Genomic DNA, 16,335 nt, shown 5'->3' with positions numbered 1-16,335 from the left:
CTCCCGCTCAAGCGTGTCCACCAGGTTCATTCCCGTCAGCTCGCTGTCTTTGGTGCTCGGCCACATGTGGTTCTGCCCTTCTTCGAACCAATACATACCGCTGCCGCCACCACCGTAGTGGCGACACCCATGCTCGTTTTGGGGCAGCGGAGCATCGAGCTCGGACTGGACATCTACGATGCCGATGAGGAAGCGTGCAATGCTCCGTGCCCAGAGGCCATCAATTGATGATCTCCCCACTCCCCGCCGCAACAAACGCCCTCAGCTGTCGAACGAACTCCGCGTCATACAGTTCCCACTCGACAATCTCCCCCAAAACCCGCAACGGCTCCGCACTCCGATACGACCGTGTCGGGTTCCCAGGGAACTTCTTGTTGGTGACATTCGGATCGTCCTCAAACGGCCCGGTCGGCTCCACCACATACACGCGCGGCCGCCCTTCACCCCGGGCCATCTCCGCAGCCAGCCCGGCGCCCTTGGCAATCGTCGTGAAGTAGATGTGGTTCATCACCACACCGTCGCGATAGTTGGAGCGGAAGCCCGCGCTCAGCAACCCGCCCACGGCGAGGTCGGCGCGGGTGCCGTGATAGAACGGCCCGTCGACCTGGTCGCAGGTGTCATGCGAAACGGGTGTCCATTCGGTGTCCTGCGCCATCGGCACTGCCCCTGCGTGTCCTGCCGGATCGACAGGCCGGCGAGTCTAGGACGCCCGGTGGGCCTTGCTGCAAGGCCCCATCCACGAAATACTCTGTAAGTGGGAGGCGCGGTGCGCCTCCTTTTTTCATTCTGCGGCGCCGCGCCCTTCCAGCTCGCGCACGGCCGTTTCCAGCGCATCCAGCTTCTCGCGGGTCTTCAACAGCACGGCGCGCTGTACTTCAAACTCCTCGCGGGTGACCAGATCGAGCTTGGCCAGGCCGGCCTGCAGCGCGCTCTTGAAGGTGGCCTGCAGTTCCTCGCGCGATTCGCGCAGGCCGGGCGGCACCATGTCGCTGAGGCGACGCGCCAGGTCATCGATTTGGTTCAGGTCGATCATGGTGTGCTCCGTGGGGTAGGGCCCGTGCGTCCAGCGCGGGCAGGGCGTTCAGGCGTAAGGATACTGCTGGCCCCGGGGCCGCGAACAGGCGGCAGGGGTTTCGCACGGGCCGCGTTCAGGCGCTATCCTCCACGCCGGAATACAGGAGATCGACGATGAAGATGGTCATGGCGGTGATCAAGCCGTTCAAGCTCGACGACGTGCGCGAAGCGCTGGCCGAGCGTGGGGTTACCGGAATCACGGTGACCGAGGTGAAGGGCTTCGGTCGCCAGAAGGGCCATACCGAGCTGTACCGTGGGGCGGAGTATGTGGTCGATTTCCTGCCGAAGGTGAAGCTGGAAGTGGCGGTGACCGATGACCAGGTGGAAGCGGTGGTTGAGGCCATCGTGAAGGCGGCGGGCACCGGCAAGATTGGTGATGGCAAGGTGTTCGTGTACGACCTGGGTAGCGTGGTGCGCATCCGTACCGGTGAGTTGGACGCGGACGCGTTGTAAGCCGCTGAAAGGGATGTGACCGGTGGGGTTTTGCGTCGCCGGAACGAAGAGCGGTCGAGCAAGCTCGACCTCTACCAGAGCGAAGCGCTTAGCGCCGCTTGGCCCACTTGTAGAACCGCTTCCAGCCCTGGCGCACGGCGGCGACCCAGCCCGGATCGGCCACCCGTGCGGCCTGTGCGGCACTCGGGGCCTGGCCGGTCACGCGCTGGCGAATCTTCAGCAGGTTCTTCATGTCGCTGCGGCGCATCTGCCGGCTCAGCGGGCCACGGCGCAGCCAGCCCGGCGCATGCCAGGCCGAGGTGAAGTCCAGCAGTACCGGCACGCCGGCGCTGACCACCACGTTGGTGCCATGCAGATCGTTGTGAGTGATGCCGGCGGCATGCAGGCGGCCGAGGGCGTGCTGCAGCTGCTCGAACACGTCGTTGCCGACGGCCTGGGCGGTGCTCAGGGTCTGGCCGGGAATGAACTCCATGCCCAGCGCCAAGCCACCGAGGGTGCCGAGCAGGGCGGGGGCATGCTTCCAGCCGCCCAGGCGCTGCAGCATGCGCGCCTCGCGGCGGACCATCAGCCGGGCGATCAGCGAAACCGGAGTGCCGCGGTAGCGGGAGTAGTCCTTGATGACCGCCTCGCGCCCATCCAGGCAGGTGCGGTAGACGTCGGGAGCGAGGAAACGTTCACCGCGCTTGAGCAGCAGCGGTGTCGCGGCGTCATTGCCGCAGGAGGAGGGGGGCAGAGCAGGAAGATACATGTCGGGGTCTCGGACGACCCGGTGGGTGGCGCAAAGCGTCAAGCGAACCGGTGTTACAGGGAGTTACTAAGTTTTCGTTAATTTTAGTACTCGCCAGTTCGCTATTCCACGATTTGTCGGAGAAATGTCGGGGTCGTGGCTGGAACAGTTCGTCACGCAGAATCGGACAATTATGTTTCACTTTCCGGATGTGCCTTCTGCATCAATGGCTTGGGCGCGTTCTCGCTGGCGATGTGCTGGACGAACGGCAGCAGGGCGTCGCGCAGCTGGTCCAGGCCGGGCTGTTCGATGGGGAAGTGGCCACAGCCGTCCAGCAGCACCCGTTGCTTCGGCGCGGCCAGGCGCTGGAAGAAGCGGTCGCTGATCGCCACCGGGGTCCAGTCGTCGCTGGCCGGGTGCACCATCAGCACCGGACAGCGCCGGAACTGCTCTGGCTCCAGGGCCGGCGCGGTGTCGAACAGTGAGGCCAGCAGCCCCAGGGGCACGCGGTTGCCGCCGCCCAGCGGGTCGGCACAGACCAGGGCGGTCAACGCCGGATCGCGCGACATCCGCTGCATGTGGGTGAACCAGCGCACCGGTACGCGCAGGCCCCGGGTCATGCGGCTCAGCGGCCGCAGCGTCGGCAGGAAGGTGCGCATCCATGGCTGGTGGACCAGTGCGGCCTGCACCACCGGGTCGCGCGGGTCTGCCAGGGTAGTGGCCACAAGCCCCCGCACCCATGGCGATTCGGCGGCCACCAGATAGGCGAGATAGCCGCCGATGCTGGCACCGAGCAGCACGATCGGGCGGGGCCGGCGTTGGTGCTCGGCGTCGATCAGGGCCAGCAGCGCCTGCTTCCATGTGCCGTAGTCGACGCTGCTCCAGGTCGCGGGGCTCAGGCCGTAGCCGGGCAGGTCCGGCGCCAGCACTTCATGCCCGGCAGCGGCCAGCCCCGCCGCCAGCGGCGCGAACATGCGCCCGTAACCCCCGGCGCCATGGACCAGCACCACGGTCAGGCCGGCGTCGGCGGATCCATGGCGATCCATCTGCAGCCCCCCGGCACCCCAGCCGAAGCGCTCGCTGCGCGGCGCGGCGGTGGGCTGGTCCGGGAAGAAGTCCGCATAGCGGGCGCTCAGGGCGGGGTAGGGGGCGCTATCGCAGGCAGGCATCGCGGCAGTGTAGGCCAGCCATTCAGCAACGCGGCGCTGAACAGGGCACACGGGCAACTTGACCCCGACGCAGCGCCTGCCGACCATAAGCTGTTAATTCGCGACATCGGCGGCCGCCCCCACCGGCACGTCCCCGCCCCCTGCCGCGTTCCCCACCGGTGCTGGCCGCCAGGCCGTGCATCGCCCCCGTTTCCCGTTCCGGCCACGGCTGGAGGAAAGTGCTTTGACTATCAAGATCGTTCTTGCAGCGCTGTTCGTGGCCTGCGTGCTGTACATCCATTTCCGTGGCAAGGTCCGCGCGCGCTGGTCGCGCCAGCTGCTGGACCACTCCAGCTTCATGGCCCCGATCAACGTGGTCATGTACATGTTCTCGAAGGTGCCGACCACGCCGTTCCTGGACCCGGGCAAGGAGTTCCCGCAGCTGGAGCCGCTGCGCCAGAACTGGCAGGTGATCCGTGATGAGGCACTGGCGCTGCGCGATGCCCAGAAGATCGCTGCGTCCAGCAGCTTCAACGATGCCGGCTTCAATTCGTTCTTCCGCCGCGGCTGGAAGCGCTTCTATCTGAAGTGGTACGGCCCGTCGCACCCGTCGGCGAAGGCGCTGTGCCCGAAGACCGTGGCGCTGATCGAATCGATTCCGGACGTGCGTGCGGCGATGTTCGCGCAGTTGCCGCCGGGCAGCGAGCTGCGCCCGCACCGCGATCCGTTCGCTGGTTCGCTGCGCCTGCACCTGGGCCTGACCACGCCGAACGATGATGGCTGCTACATCGAAGTGGACGGCATCAAGAAGAGCTGGCGTGATGGCGAGTGGATGATGTTCGACGAGACCTACATCCACCATGCGCACAACGAGACGCAGCAGGACCGCGTGATCCTGTTCTGCGACATCGCGCGCCCGTTGCGCTTCGGCCTGCCGGGCCTGTTCAACCGTGCGGTGGCGGCCACGCTGCTGGCCGGTGGCGCTTCGCCGAACCTGCCGGGTGACCCGACCGGTGGCGTCAACAAGGCGTTTGGTGGTGTGTACAAGGTGCGACTGAAGGCCAAGGCGCTGCGCGAGCGCAGCGTGGTGGCTTATCAGGTGATCAAGTGGGGCCTGGTGGCGGCGGTGATTGCCGGTATCTGGGCGCTCTGAAGCGCTGGGTTTGATGGGGTTGCCGGCCAGCGGCCGGCACTACCGGAACATGAAAAACCCGCGCTGTCGCCAGCGCGGGTTTTTGCTTTGGTGGGTGCCAACCTTGGTTGGCACAACCAACGCCTTACTTCAATGCCGCCTGCACGAACGGCGGGGTCACCAGCACGCCGGTGTGCAGCGCGGCGGTGTAGTACAGGGTGTTGAAGGTCTTGGCGGCCGAGTCGGCCTGGCGGAAGTCGAAGCTGCTGTCGCCCTTGCGCGCCAGGGTCACGCTCCACCAGCCGGTGGGGTAGCACGGCTGCGGGAACGGCAGGGTCTTGAACGAGCCGAAGCCGGCCTTGCCCATCTCGGTGCGCATCTCGTTGATCAGCTCCAGCTGCATCAGCGGCGATTCGGACTGCTGCACCAGGATGCCGTCGTCCTTCAGGGCCTTGAAGCAGCTCTCGTAGAAGGCCTTGTTGAACAGGCCTTCGCCCGGGCCGACCGGATCGGTCGAGTCCACGATCACCACGTCCACGCTGCCGGCCGGGCAGTTGGCCATGTAGGCCACGCCATCGTCGAACATCAGTTCGGCGCGCGGGTCGTTGTTGGCATCGCACAGTTCCGGGAAGTGCTTGCGCGCCATCACCGTGACCTGCTCGTCGATGTCGCACTGGGTCACGCTCTCCACGCCGGTGTGCTTGAGCACTTCGCGCAGGGTGCCGCAGTCGCCGCCACCGATGATCACCACGCGCTTGGGCGCGGCGTGGGTGAACAGCACCGGGTGGCTGATCATCTCGTGGTAGAAGAAGTTGTCCTTGCTGGTCAGCATGATGGCCCCGTCGATGGTCATCAGGTTGCCCCAGTCGGTGGTCTGGAAGATCTCGATCTTCTGGAACGGCGACTGCACCTCATCCAGCTTGCCGGTGATGCGGTAGCCGATGGCCGAGCCGGTGCGTTCGAAGTGCTCGATGTACCAGTTGTTGCTGTCAGTCATGGAAATACAGTCCTGTTCGGAGGGGTAAAGCCGGGCTGGCGGGCGGGGCCGCGTGGCACAGATGCCACATCCGGACGGATCGGCCCGTTCAGGTTGAGACCTGCCACGGGCGCGGGCGCGCATGATAACGAACCTGTGGGCATATAGGCGTTATCATGCCCCCCCTTTTATTTCCAACAAGGCCGACTGCAATGACCGATTGGTCCCTCGACCAAGCCCGCAAGACCTACTCGATCCCGCATTGGGCGGATGGTTATTTCGATGTGGATCAGGCCGGGCACATGGTGGTGAGACCGACCGGGGCGGACGGCCCGGTGGTGTCGCTGCCCAAGGTGGTGGATGCCGCGCGTGCAGCCGGTGCCAAGCTGCCGTTGCTGGTGCGCTTCCCGGACATCCTCGGCCAGCGCCTGGGCAAGCTGCAGGCGGCCTTCGCCCAGGCCCAGCAGGACTGGGACTATGCCGGCGGCTACACCGCGGTCTACCCGATCAAGGTCAACCAGCACCGTGGCGTGGCCGGCACCCTGGCCAGCCATCACGGTGAAGGCTTCGGCCTGGAAGCGGGCAGCAAGCCCGAACTGATGGCGGTGCTGGCGCTGTCGCGCCCGGGTGGCCTGATCGTCTGCAACGGTTACAAGGACCGCGAGTACATCCGCTTGGCCCTGATCGGCCGCAAGCTGGGCCTGCAGACGTTCATCGTCATCGAGAAGCCGTCCGAGCTGAAGCTGGTGCTGGAAGAGTCCAAGGCGCTGGACGTGAAGCCGGGCCTGGGCGTGCGCATGCGCCTGGCTTCGCTGGGCGCCGGCAAGTGGCAGAACAGCGGCGGCGACAAGGCCAAGTTCGGCCTGTCCCCGCGCCAGCTGCTGGACCTGTGGAAGTCGCTGCGCGATACCGAGTACGCCGACTGCCTGAGCCTGCTGCACTTCCACATGGGCTCGCAGATCTCCAACGTGCGCGACATCGCCAACGGCATGCGCGAAGCCACCCGCTATTTCGTCGAGCTGTCACAGCTGGGTGCGAAGATCACCCATGTAGACGTGGGCGGCGGCCTGGGCGTGGACTATGAAGGCACCCGTTCGCGCAGCTTCTGCTCGATCAACTACGGCCTGAATTCGTATGCCAGCAACATCGTGCAGCCGCTGGCCAATGCCTGCGAAGAGCACGGCCTGACCCCGCCGCGCATCGTGACCGAGTGTGGCCGCGCGATGACCGCGCACCACGCGGTGCTGATCGCCAACGTGTCCGAAGTGGAGCAGGCGCAGGAAGGCCGCGTGCCGGACCAGCACGACGACGAGCCGGCGGCGATCCGCCACCTGCGCGAGATCCATGAGGAACTGGACACGCGCCCGGCGGTGGAACTGTTCCAGGAAGCGCAGCACTTCCACGCCGAAGGCCTGGCCAGCTACGCGCTGGGCCAGATCGACCTGCCGCAGCGTGCGCGCATCGACGATCTGTTCTACGCCATCGCCCACGGCGTGCGTGCGCGCCTGAGCTACGACGAAAAGAGCCATCGCCCGGCGCTGGATGAGTTGAACGAGCGCCTGGTCGACAAGTACTTCGTCAACTTCAGCGTGTTCGAGTCGATTCCCGATGCGTGGGCGATCGACCAGGTGTTCCCGATCGTGCCGATCGAGCGCCTGAACGAAACGCCGGACCGTCGCGGCATCATCGCCGACATGACCTGCGATTCGGATGGCATGGTCAAGACCTATGTCGAGAACGAGAGCCTGGACAGCTCGCTGCCGCTGCATGCGATCAAGCACGGCGAAAGCTACCGCATCGGTTTCTTCATGGTCGGCGCCTACCAGGAGATCCTGGGCGACATCCACAACCTGTTCGGTGATACCGACGCGGTGGAAGTGCTGGCCGACGCCGATGGTTATGCGATCACCCAGCAACGTCGTGGCGATACCACCGACGTGATGCTGGACTACGTGGGCTACCGGCTGGACGACCTGCGTGCGGCGTACGCACAGCGCGTGGCCGCCGCCGAGCTGTCGCCCGAACGTGCGCAGGAACTGTCGCAGGCGCTGGAAGCGGGCCTGACCGGTTACACCTACCTGTCCGACGAACCGTTGGTCTGATGATTACGGGAACGCCGGGCATGGCCCGGCGCTACCGGTCACCATGAGCGCACGCGCGATCTTCCATCTGTTCCTGCATGCCGCCGTGCCAGCGTTGCTGGCATGGCTGTTCTGGCGCAAGCGTTTCGCCTCGGCGTGGTTGTTGATGTTGCTGGGCTGGATCATCGATCTGGACCACTTGCTGGCCGACCCGATCTACGCGCCGAACCGCTGCAGCATCGGCTTCCATCCACTGCACACCGCGCCGGCCATCGCGGTCTACGCCGGCCTGTGCGTGCCGAAGAAAACGCGGCTGGTGGGCATCGGGCTGATCATCCACATCGTGCTGGATGCCATTGACTGCTGGTGGATGCATCACCGCTGATGCTTGGTCGGCGCTTCTGATGCGTGTCGACCAAGGTCGACACCTAGCGCTGGGCCGCGCCCGGTAGCCACACCGTTGCGCGCAGTCCCGGCCGCGCATTCTCCAGTTCCAGCCGCCCGCCATAACTGGCCGTGATGTCGCCAACGATGGCCAGGCCCAGGCCGCTGCTGCCCTCGCGCTGATCCAGCCGCACACCACGCTGCACTACCCGCGCCAGTGCTTCCTCGGCCAGGCCGGGGCCGTCATCGCGTACCTCGATGCGCAGCTGGCCCTCATCGATCTCTGCGTCGATGCGGACCTGTTGCCGCGCCCATTTGCCGGCGTTGTCCAGCAGGTTGCCCAGCATCTCTTCCAGATCCGCAGCGGCCCCAGCGAACTGCAGCGCCGGATCAATGTTCGTCGCCGTGAACGCGATGCCGCGCTCGCCATGCACGCGCGCCATCAACCGGCACATTGCCTGCGCGATGGCCGCCACATCGCTGCGTTGGCGATGATCGGCGGCCAGCCCGGCAGCAAGGTAACGATCGACACTGGCCTGCATGCGAGCGCCCTGCTCGCGCACGGTGGCACGCCACGCGCTGCCGATACCATCGGCCTCGGTGGCCAGCACGCTCAGGGGAGTTTTCAGCGCATGCGCCAGATCCTGCGCGCTGGTGCGCGCGCGTGCGACCATGCGCTGCTGGTGGTCCAGCAGCGCATTGAGTTCCTCACCCAATGGTGCGACTTCCGCGCCGAGTTCCTGCGTGTCGATACGCTGCGCGTCGCCGCGTCGCACCCGTTCCAGTTGTGCGCCGAGGCGATGCAGCGGGCGCAGGCCGAAGTGCACCTGGCTGGCCAGCACCGCCAGCCACGCCGCGACCAGCACGCCCAGCGCAATGGCGGTGCGTTTGCGGAACGCGGCAACATCCGCGTCCAGCGCGCTGCGGTCGGTGGCGACCACGGCGACGAACGGCTCGCTAGCGCGCGGCAGGCGCACCTGCTGCACGCGTGCACGCAGCGATTGCTGCAACGGTCCGGCCAGGTTGCGCGTGGCCGCGCCGCTGGCTACCGCCTGCAGGGTTTCATCCCACAACGAGCGCGACTGCATCAGCACGCGGCCGTCGGCGGCGGCAATCTGCCAGTAGGCGCCGGAGAACACCCGCCGGAAGCGCGCGTCGTTCGGTTCCTGGCGCAACTGCAGCTGGCCGTCGGGAGCGACTTCCATCTGCGCGATCAGGGTCAGCATGTCCTGCTGCAGTTCGTGGTCGAGGCGGTCGCGCGCGCTGCGCTTGAACAGCTCGCCCAGCAGCGCGCTGGCCAGCACCGAGACCAGCAGCAGGCCCACGCCACCGGCCAGCAGCAGGCGCCGCCGCAGCGAGGGTTGTCGCTTCACGGCGCCGCCAGCCGCCAGCCCTGGCCACGCACGGTCTGGATCAATTCAACCCCGAGCTTGCGGCGCACCCGCCCCAGCAGCACATCCAGCGCGTTGGAGTCCGGGTCGTGGCCGCCGTCGAATACCTGCTCGCCCAGCCGGTCGCGGCCGATCACCTGTCCGCTGTGGTGGATGAAGTAGCTGAGCAGGCGGAACTCCTGCGGGCTGAGCGGCAGTGCGTGCCCGTCCAGTTCGAACCGGCCGGCATTGACGTCCAGCTGCAGCGGGCCGCAGTGCAGGCGCGGACTGGCATGGCCACGGCTGCGGCGGATCAGCGCGCGCAGGCGCAGTACCAGTTCATCGGCCTGGAAGGGTTTGGTGAGGTAGTCATCGGCGCCGGCATCGAAGCCGGCCAGCTTGTCGTGCCAGCGCCCGCGTGCAGTCAGCACCAGCACCGGGAAATCACGGCCGTTGCCGCGCCAGCGCTCGATCACGCTCAGTCCATCCAGCCCGGGCAGGCCGAGGTCGACGATGGCGGCCTGCAGGTCCTCCGTCTGGCCGATCTCCTCGGCCTGGCGACCGTCTGCGACCACCGCCACCACGTAGCCGGCCTGCTCCAGCAGGGGCGCCAGGCGCTGAGCCAGCGCGGCATCGTCCTCGGCCAACAGGATGCGCATCAGTCGTCCAGCTCCGTCTTCAGCAGCTTTCCGCTGCGCGCATCATAGTCCAGCTCCACCACCACACCGTCGCCGCGCAGGATTTCCACTTCGTAGACGCCGTCATCCAGCTCTACTTCCAGCAGCTGGCCCGGGTAGCGCTTGAGCGCATCGCGCACCACGCTTTCCAGCGGCACGTAGCGGCCCTGTTGCACGGCGCGGCGTGCCACCTGCTGCGCCGGGTCCTGTGCGGGCACGGCGGCGGTCGGGGCGCTGGCCAGGGCCAGCAGCAGGGGCAGGGTGGTGAGCATGCGGGGAGGGGGCGCGGAAGGAGGGGAACAGACGTGAGTGTGCCGGGGCCGACTAACAGCCGGCTAACAGCCACGGCTAAGGCGTTGTTAACCGGGCCATGCATCGTGGCGGTGCCGGAATGGTCCGGCCTCGAACAGGAGCCCCCCATGTTGAAGTCCTTCACCCTCGCCACCGTTGCCCTGCTGGCCATCGTACCGGCCGCGCAGGCCGCACCGCTGGGCATGGCCCAGGTCGAACAGACCCTGCGCAAGGCCGGATACACCCAGATCCACGAGATCGAGCGCGATGACAGCCTGTGGGAAGCGGATGTGAGCCGCGCCGATGGCCGTTTCAGCGAAGTCTACGTCGACCCGAAGACCGGCGAGATCTTCGACGAGCACAACGGCCGCGCGCTGCTGAACACGGAGCAGGTGTTGGCGCGTGCACAGGCGCATGGCCTGCGCGAAATCCATTCGCTGGAACGTGATGGCGCGACGTGGTCGCTGGAAGCGCGCAATGCCCGCAACCAGAAGGTGGAAGTGCGCCTGAGCGGCTACGACGGCCGCATCCTGCACAGCGAGCGCGATGGCTGGCTGGATTGATTCCTGCGCCGGTAGGTGTCGACCTTGGTCGACACACCCGGGAAGAAGCGTGTCGACCAAGGTCGACACCCACCAGCCACATGCACCGGTAGCGGCCGACCCTGGTCGGCCCAGGCCGGCCGCGGCATTACCAGCCGTACGGCGGTGGGTAATCCCAGCCCGGCCCGCGGCCGTAGTAACCGCCATACGGGCCGAAGAAGCCCGGGCCCTTGCCTTCGCTCACGTGGATGTTGAGGTTGACCCCGTGGGTCTTGCCTTCATCGGTGGTGTAGTTCTTGCTCAGGTTCAGCGTGGCGGCGTTGTAGTGGCTGTTGCCGCCACCCTTGGAATAACCGATGCCGGTGGTGAAGCTGCCGGACACCTTGACCTTGTCATCCGTCACGTCGGCGATCTTCGCGTCGTTGTGCACGCGCGGGCCGCTCTTGTCACCGTAATAGGTGCCAGGCGGGTCCTGCTGCAGGGCCGGCTCGTTGAGGTAGCGCATCGGCGCCTGCGGCAGCGTCAGGTCCAGGCCGGACGCCTGCGGCGCGGTGGCGCCGGCAGCGGACTGGGCCAGTACGGTTCCCGGCAGGGCCAGGCACAGCAGCAGGGTCAGGGGGCGGATCATGACGGCGCTCCAGCGGACAGGTGGCCGCGCAACACGCGGCGGTACAGGCCGACGCTAGCAGGGCTTGCTTGAATGATGCCTGTCGGCGCCCGGTTGCGGTAGGGCCGGGCGCTGCCGGGCGGCAGGTTACAGCCGCCCGAACCCGAACAACCCCGCCAGCGGGTGCTTACGCCGCTCGATGCCGGCCCGCAGCAGCTGCGCCCCGATCATCGAGTAGGTGATGCCGTTGCCGCCGTAGGCCATGGCGAAGTGCACGCGCGGGCCCCACTGTTGGTGCGGCCCGAAGAACGGCAGGCCATCAGCGGTTTCGGCGAAGGTGCCGCCCCAGGAGAAGGCCGCTACCGGGTCCAGCCGCGGGAACCAGTGCCGCAGCTGCTTCATCAGTTTGTCGGCCTTTCGGTCCACGCGCCGGTCGCGGCGGGCGGGGATGTCGATGGCGTCGTCCAGCCCGCCCACCAGCAGACGCTGGTCGCCGGTGGCGCGCAGATACAGGTAGGGGCGCGCGCTTTCCCACACCATCGTGTTGCGCAGCTGGCCCAGCACCTCGGCATCAATGGGATCGGTGATGAAGGCATAGCTGCTGCGGTTGCGGGCGACGCGCTGATCGAGCCAGCGCTGGTTGGCATAGCCCATGGCCAGCACCACCTGGCGGGCGCGGATCGTGGCGCCGGCCTCGGTAAGGGCGGTCACGCCGCGCGCGCCGGGCGCAAGCGTGTGCAGCAGCGTGCGGTCATGCACGTGGCCGCCACGTCGCCGCAGGCGTTGCAGCAAGGCATAGGTCAGCCGATAGGGATCGACCCGTGCGGCCTGCCGCGTGAGCAGGGCGCCGCCGGCATCCACGTCGAAACGCTCCCGCAGCGCATCGGCGTCCAGCCAGCGGGCGTCCAGGCCAATGCCACGGCGGGCATCGCCTTCGGCCATCAGGCGCGGCACGTCGCGTGCGCGGCTGGCCAGGTACAGGCTGTCCATGCGCTGGAAATCGACGTCCTTCAGGCTGCGCGCCACGTCGCCCAGGGCCGGTATCGCCTCGGCACAGGCGAGGTAGGCCAGCGCGGCGGCGTCATGACCGTAGCGCTTAGCCAGTTCCAGCAGGTGCGTGTCGATCTCGTACTGCAGCAGCGCGGTGCTAGCGGCGGTGCTGCCCCAGCCGATGTCGCGCTGCTCGATCACCGCAACCTCGTGCCCATGCTGGGACAGCTCGTCGGCGATCAGCGCACCGGTGATGCCACCACCCACCACCAGCACGTCGCAGCGCAGATCCTGCTGCAGCGGTGGGAAGGCGTGGATCAGGCCGTTGCGTACCGCCCACCACGGGTAGCCACTTTTCAGGTCCATGGCGGCGCGTGGCTCAGGCGGTGGGGTGGCCGGTGTGCGGGGTCTGGATCAGTTCGGACAGATCGAAGCCCTGCAGGCGCGCCGCCGCCAGATAATGGTCCTGCACGGTCGCGTCCAGGTGTGGCTCGCGCGCCAGCAGCCACAGGTACTTGCGGTCGGGGCTGCCGACCAGCGACACACTGTAGTCCGGGGCGACCTGGATCACCCAGTAGTCGCCCTTGGCGAACGGCAGCCAGCGCAGGCCCTTGGGCAGGAAGCTGACCTCCAGGCGCGCGCTGTCGTTGTCGACGGCGCAAGCCTCGCCGCTGGCCTCCTCGACCTCGCCGTCCATGCGGCAGCGGTTGGTGACGCCGACGTTGCCGTTGTCGAGCAGGGTGTAGTGCGCCGACACATCGGTACAGCCTTCCGGCTCGTGGCGCATCGGCAGGCGTGCGATCTCGTACCAGGTGCCCAGGTAACGGGGCAGGCGCAGGTCGGGGACGGTCTTCAGTGGCGGGAGATCGGTCATCGGCGGTCGTGGCAGGGATGGGCCTCCACGATGCCGATGGCCTTGCCATGGGGGGGTGAAGCCGAGGCGATGGCCGTGTCCAGAACGTTGCGTCGCCCCAGCGCAGTGCCCGTTGTCATCGACGCGGCGGTATCCTGCCGCCAGCGCCGTGTTTTCCTGATCCAACCGAGGTGGAGGTGCCGATGTACCAGGTGATCCTGTTGAAGAGTGAATCCGCGTTCGCACGCGAGCAATGGCCGCAGGTCGATGACCTGGTCGATTACGAGGGCGTCAGCTACAGCCTGCGCGCCGGCCCACGGCAGCCGTTGCCGACCGACCACGACTGGCACCCGGTGGCGGTGTATGCACCGGATGAGATCTCCGAGGAGGAGTTCCAGGACTGGTACGCGCTGCAGCAACCGACGGTGGAAGAGCTGCGCCTGAAGTACTGATACCGCTGCGCGTCCCCCATCCGCCCTTTACCGGCTCTGCCGTATAGTCGCGCGCAGGCGCGGTGGTCCGCGCGAAACGGTGTGGCTGGCGTGTCTTCTTTCCTGCGATCGATCCGTGCACGGGGGCCGTGGCTGGCCCTGATGCTGTGCACCGCTTTCCTGCTGTCCGCGCCGGTGCTGGCCCAGGATGAGGACCCCACACCGAAGCAGCAGCTGGCGCAGATCGATTCCAGCCTGAAGGACATCGAGCGCAAGCGCGGCGACGCCGAGGCCATCGAGACGCTGGCCATGCTGTCCGATGACGCCAACCAGGCACGGCGCGCTGCCGAAGCGCTGGAGAAGGCCCTGCAGCCGCAGCTGGACCGGATCAGCGAGCAACTGGCGCAGTTGGGCACGCCTGCCGAAGGTGCCACCGAGCCCCCCGAACTGGCCGCGCAACGGCGCACCATCAGCAAGCAGCACGACAGTCTGGCCGCACAGGTGGCACAGGCCAAGACCAGTGCCGTGCGCGCCCAGCAGCTGGCGACCGACATCGACCAGCAGCGCACCGCGCAACGTACCGAGGAACTGGGTCAGAAGGTCGCCTCACCGCTGTCGCCGGCGCTGTGGAGCAAGGTCGCCGAGCGCCTGCCGATCGACTTCGCGCGTGTTGCGCCGTTGGCGGAACAGGGGCGTGACGCGCTCGTCGCCGGCATCCGCGCCCATGGCTGGGGCACGCCGGTGCTGGGCCTGATCGCGGCGCTGGTGATGATGTTCCCACTGCGACTGTGGCTGCGCGCGCTGGGGCGGCGCTTCGCTGCGTCCGAACGTGCGCCGGACGGTCGCCTGCGCCGATCCGGGCTGGCCATGTGGCTGCTGCTGGTTGGCACGCTGCTGCCCGGCTACGCCGTGGTGGTGCTGATGGTGGCACTGGATGCAATCGACGCGATCGCGCCGCGGCTGCAGGTGGTGGCCGATGGGTTGGAGTCCGCTACGTTCCGTGCGGCCTTCATTGCGGCACTCAGTGCCTGCCTGCTGGTGCCCAAGCGCCCGTCATGGCGGCTGTTGAACCTGGACGACACCGCCGCGCTGAAGCTCCGCAAGTACGCCTGGGGCGCGGCGGCGCTGGCCTGGTTGAGCACCGTGCTGGTGGCCCTCGACCAGGCCACGCGTACCAGCGATGTCACCACGGTGGCGTTGGACGGCCTGATTGCCCTGACCTACCTCGGCCTGATCATGGCCATGCTGGTGACCCTGGCGCGCCTGCACCGGCGGCAGACCGCCGAGGCCGAGGCCAAGCTGGAAGCACAGGCCGATGGCCTTGGCGTGAGTACGCCAGTGCGCCGCAGCAGCTGGCTGGTACTGGCCCGGGTAGCAGGCAACATCGCCGTGGTGGCAGCCATCATTGCCACGTTGCTGGGCTACCTGAATTTCGCCAAGTTCGTGAACCAGCAACTGATCGGCGGCAGCATCGTGGTGCTGGCGGCGACCCTGCTGTACAAGTTCGTCGATGACCTGAGCACCTGGATGCTCAACGCCGACAGCAAGATCGGCCAGACCATCCTGCTCAGCACCGGCCTGAGCGTGTCGCGGCTGGAGCAGGCCGGTGTGCTGCTGTCGGCCGCGCTGCGTACCATCGTCGTGCTGATCGCGCTGCTGGCCCTGGTGGCACCGTTCGGCAACATCGGCGCGGTGGTGGAGCGCTTCACTTCGTTGTTCGCCGGGGGTATTCCGATTGGGGGGACCAAGCTGGAGCCGGTGCGGATCGCGCTGGCGGTGCTGGTGCTGCTGGCGGGCCTGGCCGTGACCCAGCTGGTGCAGCGCTGGCTGACCGACACTTACCTGCCCAAGACCGAGCTGGACCTGGGCGCGCGCAATTCAGTGAGCACTGTTGCCCGTTACCTGGGCATCATCATCGCGGTGATCTGGGCGTTGTCGGCCATGGGCCTGCCGCTGAGCAAGCTGGCATTGCTGGTCAGCGCGCTGTCAGTGGGTATCGGTTTCGGCCTGCAGGTGATCACCCAGAACTTCGTTTCTGGCCTGATCCTGCTGGCCGAGCGGCCGGTGAAGATCGGCGACTGGGTGAAACTGGGTGATCAGGAAGGTGACATCCGCCGGATCAGCCTGCGCTCCACCGAAATCCAGGTGGGCGACAAGTCGACATTGATCGTGCCCAATTCCGAACTGGTCACCAAGACCGTGCGCAACATGACAATGGGCAACAACCAGGGCCGCATCCAGATCCAGTTCGCGGTGCCGCCCAGCACCGACGTCGGCAACCTGCGCCAGGCGCTGCTGGATGCGTACACCGCGCACACCAACGTGCTGAAGCAGCCGGCACCGACGGTCTACATCGACAGCATTGCCGGCGGCCAGATCACCATCAACAGCTTCGCCTACGTGGCCAGCCCGCGGCAGGTCTACGCGACCCGCAGCGATCTGTATTTCAGCCTGCTGCAGATCCTGGCCGAGCGTGACATTCCGCTGTCGACCCCGACCGACATCCACATCACCCGAGATCCGCAGTAGATCCACGCCATGCGTGGATGAAGCCTGTCAGATATCGGCATCAATCCAGGGGCAGATCCGTTTTCCGAAG

The 16,335-nt window shown here is 67.0% G+C and carries 18 protein-coding genes; 7 read left to right on the top strand and 11 right to left on the bottom strand.

Annotated elements, in window-relative coordinates:
• Positions 1-220: 220 nt before the first annotated feature.
• Positions 221-655, bottom strand: coding sequence for an NAD(+)--rifampin ADP-ribosyltransferase (gene arr / locus ABH900_RS05105; RefSeq protein WP_429621819.1), 435 nt, complete (start codon positions 653-655; stop codon positions 221-223).
• Between the two features lie 126 nt (positions 656-781).
• On the bottom strand, positions 782-1,033 hold the full coding sequence (gene ubiK, locus ABH900_RS05100; protein ID WP_429621818.1) for a ubiquinone biosynthesis accessory factor UbiK: 252 nt from the start codon (positions 1,031-1,033) through the stop codon (positions 782-784).
• A gap of 155 nt (positions 1,034-1,188) precedes the next feature.
• Here ubiK and ABH900_RS05095 point away from each other — a divergent pair, with 155 nt between their 5' ends.
• The gene (locus ABH900_RS05095; RefSeq protein ID WP_005411374.1) at positions 1,189-1,527 is read left to right on the top strand and encodes a P-II family nitrogen regulator; all 339 of its coding nucleotides are present in this window, start codon (positions 1,189-1,191) and stop codon (positions 1,525-1,527) included.
• An 88-nt stretch (positions 1,528-1,615) separates the two neighbouring features.
• On the opposite strand, the gene ABH900_RS05090 is transcribed toward ABH900_RS05095, so the two are convergent.
• On the bottom strand, positions 1,616-2,275 hold the full coding sequence (locus ABH900_RS05090) for an RIO1 family regulatory kinase/ATPase (RefSeq protein WP_429621817.1): 660 nt from the start codon (positions 2,273-2,275) through the stop codon (positions 1,616-1,618).
• A 170-nt stretch (positions 2,276-2,445) separates the two neighbouring features.
• Positions 2,446-3,423 carry an alpha/beta fold hydrolase gene (locus tag ABH900_RS05085; protein ID WP_429621816.1) on the bottom strand — a complete coding sequence of 326 codons (978 nt, stop codon included), beginning with the start codon at positions 3,421-3,423 and terminating at the stop codon, positions 2,446-2,448.
• Between the two features lie 223 nt (positions 3,424-3,646).
• Here ABH900_RS05085 and ABH900_RS05080 point away from each other — a divergent pair, with 223 nt between their 5' ends.
• The gene (locus ABH900_RS05080; protein WP_429621815.1) at positions 3,647-4,555 is read left to right on the top strand and encodes an aspartyl/asparaginyl beta-hydroxylase domain-containing protein; all 909 of its coding nucleotides are present in this window, start codon (positions 3,647-3,649) and stop codon (positions 4,553-4,555) included.
• 124 nt (positions 4,556-4,679) lie between these two features.
• Here the strand turns inward: ABH900_RS05080 and speE are convergent, their stop codons facing one another.
• Positions 4,680-5,531 (bottom strand): polyamine aminopropyltransferase, encoded by an 852-nt coding sequence (speE, locus tag ABH900_RS05075; protein WP_429621814.1) that lies wholly within the window; start codon positions 5,529-5,531, stop codon positions 4,680-4,682.
• A 191-nt stretch (positions 5,532-5,722) separates the two neighbouring features.
• Here speE and speA point away from each other — a divergent pair, with 191 nt between their 5' ends.
• Together speA and ABH900_RS05065 are read left to right on the top strand one after the other, a co-directional pair.
• Positions 5,723-7,612 (top strand): arginine decarboxylase, encoded by a 1,890-nt coding sequence (gene speA / locus ABH900_RS05070; protein WP_429621813.1) that lies wholly within the window; start codon positions 5,723-5,725, stop codon positions 7,610-7,612.
• Between the two features lie 43 nt (positions 7,613-7,655).
• Positions 7,656-7,976 (top strand): DUF6122 family protein, encoded by a 321-nt coding sequence (locus ABH900_RS05065; protein WP_049417052.1) that lies wholly within the window; start codon positions 7,656-7,658, stop codon positions 7,974-7,976.
• Between the two features lie 43 nt (positions 7,977-8,019).
• Here ABH900_RS05065 and ABH900_RS05060 read toward each other — a convergent pair whose 3' ends face one another.
• From ABH900_RS05060 to ABH900_RS05050, 3 genes are read right to left on the bottom strand one after another with little or no spacing between them, the layout of a single operon-like run.
• Positions 8,020-9,348 carry an ATP-binding protein gene (locus ABH900_RS05060; RefSeq protein WP_429621812.1) on the bottom strand — a complete coding sequence of 443 codons (1,329 nt, stop codon included), beginning with the start codon at positions 9,346-9,348 and terminating at the stop codon, positions 8,020-8,022.
• On the bottom strand, positions 9,345-10,004 hold the full coding sequence (locus ABH900_RS05055) for a response regulator transcription factor (protein ID WP_429621811.1): 660 nt from the start codon (positions 10,002-10,004) through the stop codon (positions 9,345-9,347). Before ABH900_RS05055 ends, ABH900_RS05060 begins: the two co-directional genes overlap by 4 nt.
• Complete coding sequence (locus tag ABH900_RS05050) at positions 10,004-10,294, bottom strand: PepSY domain-containing protein (protein ID WP_429621810.1); 291 nt, start codon at positions 10,292-10,294, stop codon at positions 10,004-10,006. The genes ABH900_RS05055 and ABH900_RS05050 overlap by 1 nt, the downstream gene beginning before the upstream one ends.
• A 147-nt stretch (positions 10,295-10,441) precedes the next feature.
• Between ABH900_RS05050 and ABH900_RS05045 the strand changes: the two genes are divergently transcribed.
• The gene (locus ABH900_RS05045; protein WP_429621809.1) at positions 10,442-10,876 is read left to right on the top strand and encodes a PepSY domain-containing protein; all 435 of its coding nucleotides are present in this window, start codon (positions 10,442-10,444) and stop codon (positions 10,874-10,876) included.
• Between the two features lie 127 nt (positions 10,877-11,003).
• Here the strand turns inward: ABH900_RS05045 and ABH900_RS05040 are convergent, their stop codons facing one another.
• From ABH900_RS05040 to ABH900_RS05030, 3 genes are all read right to left on the bottom strand, one after another.
• Positions 11,004-11,483, bottom strand: coding sequence for a hypothetical protein (locus ABH900_RS05040; RefSeq protein ID WP_429621808.1), 480 nt, complete (start codon positions 11,481-11,483; stop codon positions 11,004-11,006).
• 126 nt (positions 11,484-11,609) lie between these two features.
• Positions 11,610-12,818, bottom strand: a complete 1,209-nt coding sequence (locus tag ABH900_RS05035; RefSeq protein ID WP_429621807.1) for an NAD(P)/FAD-dependent oxidoreductase — start codon at positions 12,816-12,818, stop codon at positions 11,610-11,612.
• 13 nt (positions 12,819-12,831) lie between these two features.
• Positions 12,832-13,326: a lipocalin family protein gene (locus ABH900_RS05030; RefSeq protein ID WP_429621806.1), complete on the bottom strand. Its 495-nt coding sequence runs from the start codon at positions 13,324-13,326 to the stop codon at positions 12,832-12,834.
• Positions 13,327-13,508: 182 nt separating this feature from the next.
• Between ABH900_RS05030 and ABH900_RS05025 the strand changes: the two genes are divergently transcribed.
• Positions 13,509-13,757 (top strand): hypothetical protein, encoded by a 249-nt coding sequence (locus tag ABH900_RS05025; protein WP_429621805.1) that lies wholly within the window; start codon positions 13,509-13,511, stop codon positions 13,755-13,757.
• Positions 13,758-13,898: 141 nt separating this feature from the next.
• On the top strand, positions 13,899-16,265 hold the full coding sequence (locus ABH900_RS05020; protein ID WP_429621986.1) for a DUF3772 domain-containing protein: 2,367 nt from the start codon (positions 13,899-13,901) through the stop codon (positions 16,263-16,265).
• Positions 16,266-16,335: the final 70 nt, after the last annotated feature.

This window comes from Stenotrophomonas sp. AN71 (assembly GCF_050435725.1).
Taxonomy (GTDB): Bacteria; Pseudomonadota; Gammaproteobacteria; order Xanthomonadales; family Xanthomonadaceae; genus Stenotrophomonas.
This window is presented reverse-complemented; position numbering and strand designations above follow the sequence as displayed.

Excerpts from the sequence above, each read along its gene's own strand:
- ABH900_RS05030 (WP_429621806.1), bottom strand. The coding sequence starts at position 13,326 with ATGACCGATCTCCCGCCACTGAAGACCGTCCCCGACCTGCGCCTGCCC.
- ABH900_RS05065 (WP_049417052.1), top strand. The coding sequence starts at position 7,656 with ATGAGCGCACGCGCGATCTTCCATCTGTTCCTGCATGCCGCCGTGCCA.
- ABH900_RS05090 (WP_429621817.1), bottom strand. The coding sequence starts at position 2,275 with ATGTATCTTCCTGCTCTGCCCCCCTCCTCCTGCGGCAATGACGCCGCG.
- ABH900_RS05035 (WP_429621807.1), bottom strand. The coding sequence starts at position 12,818 with ATGGACCTGAAAAGTGGCTACCCGTGGTGGGCGGTACGCAACGGCCTG.
- ABH900_RS05045 (WP_429621809.1), top strand. The coding sequence starts at position 10,442 with ATGTTGAAGTCCTTCACCCTCGCCACCGTTGCCCTGCTGGCCATCGTA.
- speE (WP_429621814.1), bottom strand. The coding sequence starts at position 5,531 with ATGACTGACAGCAACAACTGGTACATCGAGCACTTCGAACGCACCGGC.
- speA (WP_429621813.1), top strand. The coding sequence starts at position 5,723 with ATGACCGATTGGTCCCTCGACCAAGCCCGCAAGACCTACTCGATCCCG.
- ABH900_RS05085 (WP_429621816.1), bottom strand. The coding sequence starts at position 3,423 with ATGCCTGCCTGCGATAGCGCCCCCTACCCCGCCCTGAGCGCCCGCTAT.
- ubiK (WP_429621818.1), bottom strand. The coding sequence starts at position 1,033 with ATGATCGACCTGAACCAAATCGATGACCTGGCGCGTCGCCTCAGCGAC.
- ABH900_RS05025 (WP_429621805.1), top strand. The coding sequence starts at position 13,509 with ATGTACCAGGTGATCCTGTTGAAGAGTGAATCCGCGTTCGCACGCGAG.
- ABH900_RS05095 (WP_005411374.1), top strand. The coding sequence starts at position 1,189 with ATGAAGATGGTCATGGCGGTGATCAAGCCGTTCAAGCTCGACGACGTG.
- arr (WP_429621819.1), bottom strand. The coding sequence starts at position 655 with ATGGCGCAGGACACCGAATGGACACCCGTTTCGCATGACACCTGCGAC.
- ABH900_RS05040 (WP_429621808.1), bottom strand. The coding sequence starts at position 11,483 with ATGATCCGCCCCCTGACCCTGCTGCTGTGCCTGGCCCTGCCGGGAACC.
- ABH900_RS05020 (WP_429621986.1), top strand. The coding sequence starts at position 13,899 with ATGCTGTGCACCGCTTTCCTGCTGTCCGCGCCGGTGCTGGCCCAGGAT.
- ABH900_RS05055 (WP_429621811.1), bottom strand. The coding sequence starts at position 10,004 with ATGCGCATCCTGTTGGCCGAGGACGATGCCGCGCTGGCTCAGCGCCTG.
- ABH900_RS05050 (WP_429621810.1), bottom strand. The coding sequence starts at position 10,294 with ATGCTCACCACCCTGCCCCTGCTGCTGGCCCTGGCCAGCGCCCCGACC.